The sequence below is a fragment of the Amycolatopsis sp. cmx-4-61 genome (assembly GCF_046548775.1).
GTDB lineage: Bacteria > Actinomycetota > Actinomycetes > Mycobacteriales > Pseudonocardiaceae > Amycolatopsis.
In genome coordinates, this window is record NZ_JAEBEI010000043.1 from 1 (window position 1) to 10,431 (window position 10,431).

The 10,431-nt window shown below is 67.8% G+C and carries 13 protein-coding genes; 1 reads left to right on the plus strand and 12 read right to left on the minus strand.

Going from position 1 to position 10,431, the window contains the following annotated elements; all coding sequences use genetic code 11:
* Nucleotides 1-549 precede the first annotated feature (549 nt).
* Entirely contained in the window at nt 550-1,278 is a 729-nt protein-coding gene (locus tag ACLJOU_RS46560; protein WP_410575723.1) for a hypothetical protein, read from the minus strand.
* 17 nt (nt 1,279-1,295) lie between these two features.
* Nucleotides 1,296-1,652, minus strand: a complete 357-nt coding sequence (locus ACLJOU_RS46565) for a hypothetical protein (protein ID WP_410575724.1) — start codon at nt 1,650-1,652, stop codon at nt 1,296-1,298.
* A gap of 113 nt (nt 1,653-1,765) precedes the next feature.
* On the opposite strand from ACLJOU_RS46565, the gene ACLJOU_RS46570 reads away from it, so the two are divergent.
* Nucleotides 1,766-1,981, plus strand: coding sequence for a hypothetical protein (locus tag ACLJOU_RS46570; protein ID WP_410575725.1), 216 nt, complete (start codon nt 1,766-1,768; stop codon nt 1,979-1,981).
* Between the two features lie 378 nt (nt 1,982-2,359).
* Here the strand turns inward: ACLJOU_RS46570 and ACLJOU_RS46575 are convergent, their stop codons facing one another.
* The 10 genes from ACLJOU_RS46575 to ACLJOU_RS46620 all read right to left on the minus strand — a co-directional run.
* Nucleotides 2,360-2,869 (minus strand): hypothetical protein, encoded by a 510-nt coding sequence (locus ACLJOU_RS46575; protein WP_410575726.1) that lies wholly within the window; start codon nt 2,867-2,869, stop codon nt 2,360-2,362.
* Nucleotides 2,870-2,958: 89 nt separating this feature from the next.
* Nucleotides 2,959-3,834: a hypothetical protein gene (locus ACLJOU_RS46580; protein WP_410575727.1), complete on the minus strand. Its 876-nt coding sequence runs from the start codon at nt 3,832-3,834 to the stop codon at nt 2,959-2,961.
* A gap of 435 nt (nt 3,835-4,269) precedes the next feature.
* Nucleotides 4,270-6,921, minus strand: coding sequence for a hypothetical protein (locus tag ACLJOU_RS46585; RefSeq protein WP_410575728.1), 2,652 nt, complete (start codon nt 6,919-6,921; stop codon nt 4,270-4,272).
* Nucleotides 6,918-7,310 carry a hypothetical protein gene (locus ACLJOU_RS46590; RefSeq protein ID WP_410575729.1) on the minus strand — a complete coding sequence of 131 codons (393 nt, stop codon included), beginning with the start codon at nt 7,308-7,310 and terminating at the stop codon, nt 6,918-6,920. Before ACLJOU_RS46590 ends, ACLJOU_RS46585 begins: the two co-directional genes overlap by 4 nt.
* 11 nt (nt 7,311-7,321) lie before the next feature.
* Nucleotides 7,322-7,762, minus strand: coding sequence for a pilus assembly protein TadG-related protein (locus ACLJOU_RS46595; RefSeq protein ID WP_410575730.1), 441 nt, complete (start codon nt 7,760-7,762; stop codon nt 7,322-7,324).
* On the minus strand, nt 7,759-8,208 hold the full coding sequence (locus ACLJOU_RS46600) for a TadE/TadG family type IV pilus assembly protein (RefSeq protein ID WP_410575731.1): 450 nt from the start codon (nt 8,206-8,208) through the stop codon (nt 7,759-7,761). The genes ACLJOU_RS46595 and ACLJOU_RS46600 overlap by 4 nt, the downstream gene beginning before the upstream one ends.
* The gene (locus tag ACLJOU_RS46605) at nt 8,205-8,627 is read right to left on the minus strand and encodes a TadE/TadG family type IV pilus assembly protein (protein ID WP_410575735.1); all 423 of its coding nucleotides are present in this window, start codon (nt 8,625-8,627) and stop codon (nt 8,205-8,207) included. The genes ACLJOU_RS46600 and ACLJOU_RS46605 overlap by 4 nt, the downstream gene beginning before the upstream one ends.
* A 13-nt stretch (nt 8,628-8,640) precedes the next feature.
* Nucleotides 8,641-8,826, minus strand: coding sequence for a hypothetical protein (locus tag ACLJOU_RS46610; RefSeq protein WP_410575732.1), 186 nt, complete (start codon nt 8,824-8,826; stop codon nt 8,641-8,643).
* A gap of 37 nt (nt 8,827-8,863) precedes the next feature.
* A complete protein-coding gene (locus ACLJOU_RS46615; protein WP_410575733.1) occupies nt 8,864-9,757 on the minus strand; it encodes a type II secretion system F family protein in 894 nt (297 codons plus the stop codon).
* The coding region (locus ACLJOU_RS46620; RefSeq protein ID WP_410575734.1) for a type II secretion system F family protein at nt 9,754-10,431 on the minus strand (678 nt) is incomplete at its 5' end. The genes ACLJOU_RS46615 and ACLJOU_RS46620, both read right to left, overlap by 4 nt.

Consider the following 10,431-nt stretch of genomic DNA (forward strand, 5'->3'; position numbering starts at 1 on the left):
CGCGCCCGATGGACGATGCGCTGGAAGCCAGTGATCAACGCCTTCGCCATCACGTTCGGTGACCGCTGGCCGGGAGCCGAGACCTACTGATCAACAACGCCGGAAACACCGATCGCGGGATAGACCCGACGCTTGACGCTTGACGCTTGACGCTTGACGCTTGACGCTTGACGCTTGACGCTTGACGCTTGACAAGAGAAGAATTTAAGTCCCAATTTATCGCAACTTGTGCGAGATTTATCGCTCTGTTTCCAAACTTGAGAAGCAGGCAATGAACCCGAGGATGGCAGTCGTCAGGGCCATCACGACCACCACAATCCGGAGAAGTGATGAATCACCCACTGCAGCACCGCCAGACTTGCGACAATAATCGCGCCAGTGAGGGCGCTAGCTCGAAGAGCGGCATGTATGTGCCGGTACCGCTGTGCGCTAGACTACAGGCTCGCGCACCCTTCTAAGGTGTGCGGTGTTGGAGCCCGGCGGGTGGTTGCCGCGCCTCTCCGGAGGTGTTCACCCGCCGGGCGCTATTAACGAATTCAGAATCGGATTTCAGCGGTCCCAGTTGTGCCGCTCGAGATGTGTCACATCGGTCTTTGCCGCCGCGGCGATAGCGTCAGGCCAGCGAAGCCCATTTGCTTCGTAATGCTGCGCAGCGTCGGCCAAGGCTTCGGCCCGCGGAGTGAGTCGCCAGCCGAGCGACCGGAACAGCGTGACCGCCCGGGTTTCCCGCGTGCACGTCGCGGTGACAGCGTCCACGCGCAGATCTGCGGCCACGTGACCGAACAGCGTCGCCGGGTATCCATCGAGGAACAGCGGCGTGTAGGGCGGCGACCACCCTGGCAACGACGTCATCTCGGGTGGATGCTGACGCCCGACGTGGCGGGCCACGGCCAGCAAGGCCACGTCGCCGAGCGCCTGGTCGTCCTCGGCGTTGTCGATCTGGTGCGCCAGGCTGGCCGCGGCTCGGACGGCGTCACCCCACGTCCAGGACGCTTCGAACTCCTCCGAGAGCCGCGCCAGGCGAGCTGCCTTCTCGGTGAGCCGGAATCCGAACGCCGGATAGCCGGCCGAGGCCCCGGTGAAGCCGTCGAGGTATTCGGGGGTAGCCCCGAGGCCCTGCAGGACGTGGCCGTGCAAGCCGAGCGGGTCGTGATCGTCGAAGGCGGATGCGGTTGACGTGCCGGCGGGCGGATAGGTTCGCCGCTGCGCCCCGGCGTGGTTGGTGACGTAGCGAAGGCGCCCGTAGAGCTCGGCGCAGCCCAGGATTGAAGGAGTCATAGCGCGCCCCGGCCGATTCACGCGACCGCGGGAACGCCGTGCGCAGCAGCCAGATCCTCGAGAGTCGCCACGGGTGAAGCTGCCGCATGGCCAAGCCGGTCCAGGATCCGATCCGCAACGCGGAGCACGCACTCCGCCGACGTGCGTGCCGTCTCGCGATCGGCCGCCCAACCGGCGACGTAGGGCACGGAGTACGCCAGCGTGTCCATGCCGCAGACCGCCGCGACGATGCACGCCACCGACTCGGCCTCGACCTCCAGCACATGCCGTGGCGTGGTGGCCAGACGGGTTTCGTGGTCGCACAGGATGTGCGCCAGCTCGTGCGTCAGCGTCTTCGCGGCCTGCGCGGGTTCGACGTCGTCGCGCACGGTCACGCGTCGCTCGGAGAAGACGGGCGCCGATCGCGTACCGGCCGTCCGCCTCCCGGACGACTTGCGTCGGCACGTATCCGTCCTGGGTCGCGGCGAGCGGGTCAAGGAGCATGATCGTGCTGTCCTCCCAGTACGCCACCGTGGCGCCCGGGTACTGCCGCCCGCAGGCGTTGAGCCAGGCGACTACGACGACCGCGACGTCGGGGCGGAAGCGCGGGGTCCCGGACCGACTCCAGCCGGACACGGGGTCCACCTGGGCCGGGAAGCCGGGATCGCTGCCGGTGGCGTTGATCTTGACCAGGACTTCGCCCGCGTCGGGCGCGAGCAAGTAAGCACCGGCGAGCAACGCTTGCTCGGCGGCGACGTCGGCGGCTGGTGTGGTCAAGTCCCATTCCCACGCACCGGCGCCGATCGGGTAGCGGCCATCGGCGGCCGGTTCGATGCGTTCCGCGCGATCGGCCGCGGTTTCGGTGATGGCGACAGCCTCGCCGTCGAATGCGGCGGCGATGGCACCGTGGCAGTCGGTCAGCCAGGCCACCACGGCTTCAGCCGCCGCGCGGCTGAAGCGCGGCCGAGCGAACCCGTTCCAACGCTCGTCCTCGATCACGGCCGGGAAGACGGCGCCGGAGTCCGCCACGGTCACGTAGACCTCGCCCGGCTGGGCGCGGTCGCCTGCTGGTGCGGTGTTCATCGGGAACCTCCGTAGGCGTTCAGGCGGCGGGAGGAACCGAGTGCAGACGCCGAGTCGGCGCGTAGGTGCCGACGATGTGGGTTCCTTCGTGCAGCACCGTCAAGGCGGCGTGCGGCATCGGTTCTCCGGCGTACGGGGTGTGCATGATCAGCCGTCCGGCGAGGTCACCTTCGGCGTCGTCGGGCACGCGCCGGATGGTGAAGGTGAAGGCGCCGCGCGGGTCACCGACCGAAATGGACACCGTGACCGAGTCTTCGGATTCGTCGGCGTGGACGGCCGCACTGTTGCACCAGGACAGCGGGATCCGCTCGGGATCGTGCGGTCCCTCGCCGTAGTCCGGGTCGGTGTCGGCCGTCGGCTCGAAGTCGGCACACGCGGTGTCGCCGGACGTCGATCCGTAGCCGTCCGGAGTCTCGGCCAGTTCCTCCCCGCACGCTCGGCACCGATGGGTGGGAGCCGCGTCCGTGTCGAACTGCAGGATGATCGATTCGGCGACGTCGTCGGACAGCCCAATCGGGGTTCCGTCCACGGAGAGCACAGCAAACATCGCAGCCTCACAAGGAAGAGGTGAGCGCACAGCTCACGAAGACGCGGGACCGCCCGCGCTACGGCGAAAGATCAGAAGATGGAGAAGCCGACGCGACCCGTAGCGCATGCCGGGCACGCGACGGTGCCGGATTCGTCGTCGATCTCGGCGGCGTCGTCGAAGTCCCAGGCGTCGGCGTCGCAGTCGTCGGGCCGGAAGTGCCACGAACCCGAATCCGCCGACCAGCGCATCCCGCACGACCCGCACCCGGCAAGACAGGTTGACGCGCCGAACCCTTCGATTTCGAACAACGAGCACAGCAAGTCGTCGCTGTCCCCCGAGATGCCGGCGACGCCGACCAGGTCTGTCGTGAAGTCGCCCGTCTCGCCGACCAGGTACCACCCGGCCGGGACGGTGTAGGCGCGTTCGGTGATCTCCCACCGGTCGGCGTACGCGTGCCCGTACCGGATCGCTCGACTGTTGGCTTCCCGGGAAAAGCGGTAGTCGACGCCGACCAGCGCGAAGGGCCGGACGACGTGCACGGCCGTCACTGTGCGTCCCTCGGACAGGTAGGTCTGGCCCGCGTCTTCCTGCAGTACGTCGCGCGTGTCGACGTACCCGGCCGCCTGGAGCTCACCCAACACGCCGGACGCGGACCGGTCGGCGACGTCGGGATACTTGGGCGCGTCCGGCCGGAAGTCCGCAACTTCGACACGCGCGTACGGCTCAACGGCGTAGACGCACTCCGCGTACGTGGCGAACTTCAGCGCATCGTGGAGCCGTCGGCCCCAAGGGTGGTCGGAGCTGTCCACCAGGGCTTGGATGGTGTCCGTCGCATCGACGGTAAGGGAAAATTGGGATACGCACGCCTCAAGCATGGTCATCACTGAGCCTTCAGTCAGGTGAGCGGTGTTGGTTGGCGAAACGGAGAGTTTGGGGTTGCCGTCCCGTTCTCTCCTACAATCCATTTTAGGACTGGACCACAGAAAATCAAGACCCCCAACGGGTTATTTCCCGACAATTATGCGCTCCTCGCAGACTCGCCAGCCAGAGCAAGAGGGCAATAGATTGAAGCAAACACGCAGGCCAGCGCGCTGCCGGAACGCAGACGAGCAGATACGGGAATAAATAAAGACCAAGATGAATAGAGCGCAACGGATAGAGACAAGGAGACGAGTACAAGGATTTTGTTCGAATGAATTCGGCTACACGGTCACAAACTTGTCGGCAGCCAGCCCCTCTCGACTGTTCACGTGCCTGCCGGCATCCGAGTCGGGCGCCACATCGGTAGGCACAATAAGCCTGCCGACCTGGCGCTTAATATGCTGGCGAGGGCTACCGCTCTAACAGGCACCGCGAGAAGACTGTCACCAGGACCCTGCGGAGGCAGCATCCTCCGCCGGTCAACTAGCTGCCGCGCTGTCGGCGGCATCCTTCCATAGCGCGCTGCCTCGACGCTGGAGAAAATCGGCGAGATTGAGGGTCTCGGCACTCACCTGCTGGTCGATCTCGGCGAGCGTCGTGGTCAGGAGCGCGACGGTCCGCGGAATAGCCGCGTACTGGCCCAACCGTGCCTGCATACGAATGATATCGCGGTAGACGCCTTCGTTGTACTGGTCGAACTTGCGCGCTCGTTCTAGCAGAACCAGCGCGGTCTCCGGGGCAATGTCGCCGTCGGCGCGGATAAGCGCGCCGACCGCGTCCAAGACGTCTCGGCGGACGGATTCCCGGAAGGGTTCGATCCATTGGGCGAGCAGGTCCTCGGCGAGGTCGCCCCGGTACAGTTCGACCGCGTCGCGGAGGCCGGCGCTGCCGAGCTCGTCAAGTGGGCGCTGCGCCTGCAGAACGCGCTGCAGCTGCCAGAAGTCGACGTCGAGAAGGTCGTCGCTGAGCCGGTAGCGGCCGTCCTCGTTGAGGATGAGGTTGCCCGTCTGGCCATCGGTGGCGTCGGCAAGCGCGCGGCGCAACGTCGAGAGGGTGTTGTGGAACGAGTTGTACGGCCTCGGTGGACGGCTGTCGGGCCAGACGGCCTCGTTGAGTACCTCGCGCCGGACTCCCTGGGGATGCAGCGCGAGGAAGACGAGGACTTCACGCTGCCTCGGCGTGAATGCACCGCTCAGTTCGCGATCACCCGCTTCGTCCCGTACGGCGAGTTGGACTCGACCCAGCACACGCAGGAACAGCCGGGGCTGCTTGGTGCGGACCGGCGGTTCCTCGCGGGCCGCCGGCTGGTTGTCCTCGGCGTGGTGCTCCTCCTGCTCGAGCGAGTTGCTCGCCTTGGCATCCGCCGATCGCTGCTCGGGAACCGGTTCCCGAGCCTGTTCGGCGCTCTCTGCAGCTTGGAGCACTTCAAGGAGAGAGGTGGCGTCGGCGGCCGGAACGTTGAACAGGCGCGTACCGGTGAGGACGTCGTCGATCCCGGGACTGGTCGCGCTGACGGTGCCGTCCTGGCGGACGAGCAGAGTCACCCCGGGACGCCACTGGCCGAGGAGCACGCCGGCTATGCCGAGCGTCGAGCCGTTGTCGAGGACGGCTTGCAGGCGACGATCAGCGTGGGATGCTGGCCTGGCGAGCAGTACGAGCGACGGTACAGCGGGCCGAGCTCCGGTCTTCTCGATCGCGTGGCGAGTACGAGTCAGCAGAGCCGCCTCCATCTCATCGAGCGCGACATCGAGCGTCGCGACGACCTGAACGCTGCTCGGCAGGTCCTCAACGGCGACGCCTTCGAAAACTAGACGTAAGTCGTCAACGGGCACGATCATGCCGACACCGTTGCCAGGCTGTTGCTCGGCGAGCAGGTGCAGGAGCAGCGCGCGGGCGGCCGCCATCGCTCCGGCACCGGCGAGGCCAAGCCCGCGGGTGCTGGCGAGGCTCAGGGCCAGTTCGCGACGTTCTCGAACGCCGATCTTCGCGGGCACCTGGTCCAGCTCGCCGCCTGATTCCGACTCCCCCGGTGAGGCCAGGTCGACGAGCTCGGCAACTTCACCGGGCGGCAGGTCGCCGTCGTCGCGTACGGCGCAGAGGGCGCGGACCACGGGTGCGATCGGGCGCTGAAGGTCAGCACGGTCGCCGCTTCCGATCCGGTAGTGCCGCCGACGCCACATCCTGGTCGACACCACGGCCGCGGCGATCGCTCCGGCGAGGCCGAGGCTGACGAACACGCCCGTCACCAGGTCCACGGCAGGCTCGGGACGGTCTTCGCGGTGCTCCCCCGCCGCGGTTGGTTCCGGCGCAGGCTGGGTAGGCGCCGTAGTCGTGGGAGGTGGTGGCTGTCGGGGCGGCACTAACGGATGCTCCCGGTTGGGCGCCGGGATGTACGCGGTGATCTTCCAGCCGGGCCGCACGAGGTTGGGGTTCTTCAGCGCGCGTCCGTCGGGCTGCTCCACGCCGCGGTTGAGCTGGAAGAGCTCGGGCCAGCGGCTGCCGCCGCCCGGACCGTAGAGGCGCTCGGCGACGCGCCACAGGCTGTCGTAAACCCCGTCGCGTGGAAGCCGGACTTCCTCAGTGACCTGGACCATGCCGGCCGGAGCCGGCGCGGCGGGATCGATCACCGCACTGGTCGCCTGTGGTGCCGGACCTGGAGGTAGCGATGCGACGGCGGCGACCGGCCGGAGGCCGACGGTGGGCGCCGCGGCGCCCGCAAGCGGCGCCAAGTACGAGCTTCGGCTGCCGAGCAGGGTAAGCACGATGGTCCCGACGAGGACCGCGGCGACCCCGCGCAGTGGGCCGGGACGGCGACTCGGCCACGTCATTCCGCGCGCCGCGTCGACGGAGCAGCGCAGGACGTCCAGGACGAAGAAGAACCAGACGATCCAGCACACCACCGCCAAGGTGTTCAGCAGGAAGCGGACGCTCATCGGATTGAGCAGGGTCGCCTGGATCTCGTCCCAAGTCGGCAGCTGGTCCGGCAGCGGCCAGCCCACGAAGTGCACCAGAGCCCAGGGCAGGCCCGCCGCGAGGCCGACCAGGACGCCGGACGCGAGCAGCCCGCGGACACACCGGAGTGCCGCGGCGAACACCCGCGTCCGGCGCGAGAGGGGCGGTTGCGAGGTCACGGCACCGGTACGGAAGCCCGCGTGGACGCATCAGCGGCCGACGTCCGCGTCCCGGCGAGCGTCAGCGGCGCGCTCGGACTGATTTTCAGGGTAGGCGCGCTCGCGGTCTGCCGCTTACGCCTGGCCCGGGTCGTCTTGCGGCCGTCGCGCCACTGGGCGAGGTCAGCTGCCGGGACATCGGTGAACTTGGCCAGCTCGTCGACGCCAATGACGTCGCTCGCTCCGACGAGGATGTCGCCGAGCCTCCGGTCGATCTCGCTGAGCTTCTCGGCCAGTTCAGTCCGCTGCTGCACGAGCTCGCCGACGCGCCGCGCGGCCTCAGTCCTCTTCGCGCTCCGGGCTGCGTCCGCCTCCTCGATGCGGCGTTCGATCTCTTCGGTAGTCGCCATTTCGTGTCCTCTCATGGGAATACGCCGGAGATTCCGCGCTGTGGTTCAGCTTGTCCGGCTCCAGTTACGGTGATCGAGGCGATGCTGACCAGCCCGAGCAGCTGGGTGGGCTGGTCGATGATGACGGTCACGGCGACCCGGTTTCCGGTGACCGACACGCTGCCGGTGTGGCCAGCGGCGGCGAGGTAACTGCGGGCCGCGGCGCCCGCACGTTGTGGGACCAGGCGCAGCGAGCCGTCGGCGCGGTACGCAGCCAGATCGATCTCCTGGGCGCCGGCCCGTGCGGCCTCCTGCGCCTCGCCGATGGCGCGGACCTTGGCGGCCAGTGCCAGCCCGCCATCGAGCACGAGGCCGGCGAAGAGGAGGGCCGCGAGCGCGATGGTGACGACGAAGGCGGTTACCCGGCCTTCTTCGTCGTCGCGCAGCCGACGTAGCACTGCGATCGACCTCATGCCGTACCTCCAGAGGTGCCACGCCAGACGTCGACCGGCGAGGAAAAAGTGGACTCGAACGTCCGGCTGCCGGGCACGCCGAGCGAGGTCAGGTCGCCCAGTCCGACACTGCACGACACGGTCACGGTCACCGTCGACCCAGGCTTGAGCCCCTGGGTGTCGGCGGAAACCGACAGCGACTGGCAAGCGATCCCGGCCGAGCGCAGAGCCGCGCTGGCAGTGGCCTGAGCGTTGGCGGTAGCTTGCGATGGACTGCGGGCCAGGGTGGCGGCGCGGGCGGCCTGGTGGGCGACGTCGTTGACCCGCAGCTTGGCATCGGCCAGCCGGCCGCAGAAGACGACGAACAACAGCAGCAGGATCAGCACCGGGGTCAGAAGGGTGAGCTCGGCCGCGGCGGACCCCCGGTCGTCCCGCCGTAGCGCAAGGAGGCTGCGGGCCGCGGTCATGGCGTCACCGCCCCGGCTCCGCTCGGCGGGGTGAACTTTTCCACTGGCCCAACGGCTTCTGCGTGGACCGAGAGGGTTGTGAATGGGATCAGGCTGGTCACAGTTCCGGTGACCGTCACGGATACTTGGGCAGCTCCACGCTGGACGTTCACCGAGGTTTCCCGCAACGGTCCGTTGCCCAGTTGCGTGAGGACTCGTTGTCCCTCGGTGTCACCCATGGCTGAACTACCACCGGAGATTCGTGCCGCAGATAGCGCCTGGGACGCAGCGGCTTGAGCAATGTGGTCGGCGTGCATGTACAGCGCGAATTGAGCGATGAGCAGAACCAGCAGCAACAGCAGCGGGGTAGCGATGACGAGCTCGGCCGTACCGGCGCCGCGCTCATCCGTGCGAAGTCGGCGCAGTACGTTTCGAGGCATCGTGGTCACCGGCCTAGAGGGTGATGCCGTTGGCCTTCTCGGTCACCTTGGCGACGATGATTGCGACCACGGCAATCGCCAGGAGGACCAAGGCAGCGGTCACCACGACGGCTTCGGTTGAGTAGCCGCCTTCGTCTTGACGGAGCTGTTCCAGCTCGGCACGGACGCGGGCGATCAGAATCTGAACTTCGTTCAACATCAGCTTCTCCTTGAAGGTACGACGGTCTGAAGTGGACTCATAAGCCAGCCAGCACGCTGGCAAGGGCGGGATATCCGATGAAGACAAGGAAGCCGATGAACAGCATCACCACGGGCAGGCTCATCCGCTCGGTGGCTGCTTGGGCATCGCCTTCAGCGTCGGTGAGCTCGCGAGTACGCAGAGCCGAGGCCTTGGCCGCGAGGCTCGCGCGGACTCGGGCGCCTTCGGTACCCGCGAGACTGACCGACGCGGCGAGCTCGGAGAGCTGGTGCACGTCAAGTTCGCCGCCGAGCTGACCGAGGGTGGCCCATGGCGTGGTGCGGGTCAGCTTGGCGGTGACCAGCGCGCGACGAAGCTGCTGGAACGCCCAGCCCTTGCCGATCCCGACCGCATCCGACAACGCGCCGTCGACACCGGCGCCGCCGGCCAGCAGGACCCGGATGAGATTCAGGTAGGCCGACAACGCGTGCCGGAAGGTGGAGCGACGCCGCTCGGCTTCCTGTCGAACGCGGATGTCCGGGAGCAGGAATCCGCCGAGCCCGACGAGGAGGCCGGCGACCGCGGGAACTTCCCAGGCGAGGCCGACATCGGCCATGACGAGCAGCACCTGCATCACGGTCGGCAGCAGCAGCCCGGCCAGCGCCAGCGTCGCCTTCTCGGCCAGGTGGTGCTCGATGTTCTTGCCGGTGACCGCGAGGTCGTTGCGTATCTTGCTGTTGGGCAACCCGAGGACAGCCAGCGGCTTGACGAACGGGCCGCCCACCCGCAGCGCCCAACCGTCGGATTCCGCGGTGAGGATCGGCGGCGGCGCCGGCGCCGCGTGCAGCCGGTCGACCAGGGCCCGCAGCGGCGGCCGCGGCGGGAACACATAAACCACGAGCGCCCACAAGCCGACGCCCAGCCCGGCTCCCCACAGCAACGCCTCGATCATGATGACGCTCCCTTCCCGGTGAGCAGGTCATCGACGTCGGCGTCGTGCTGGCGGATCGCGCTCAGCTCGGTCAGGAACCTCTCGGGGTCACGCTGGCGCACGATCCGCCCGAGCCAGGCGAAGGCGACCGTGAACAGCAGGCCGACGAGCAGCAGCATGACCTGCCCGAACGCCGTGTCGTATGGAGCAAGGTAGCCACGGTTGAGCAGCACCAGCCCGACGGCGAAGACCAACGTGGTGATCACGACGACCCGCACGCTGGTCCGGGTGCGAGCACGGCCGGCCTCAACCCGCATGCGCATGGACGCCTGCTCGCGTGCCTCGCCGGCCAGTTCGCCGAGCAGGTCGGCCAGCTGCCGGGCCTGGTGCTCGGCGGCCAGCACGAGCGCGGAGATCACCAGGTCGGCGGTCGGGTCGCGGAGCTGGTCGGCGAGGTGGCGCAGGGAAGGTGCAAGGCGTTCGCCGCGCTCCAGCCGGACGGCCAGCTCGGTGATCTCCTCGCGGATCGCCACTGGGCAGGCCGGGGAGGTGGCGAGGATGGCCTGTTCTAGTTGTGATGTCCAGGGACGTTGTGCCGGGTTGAGGTGACCTGGTGATGGCCTGTCGTGCTGACAGGTGAAGGCCTCCGGTTGTGAAGTGGAGCTGTCGAGGAACCACATCACGCGCCGGAGGCC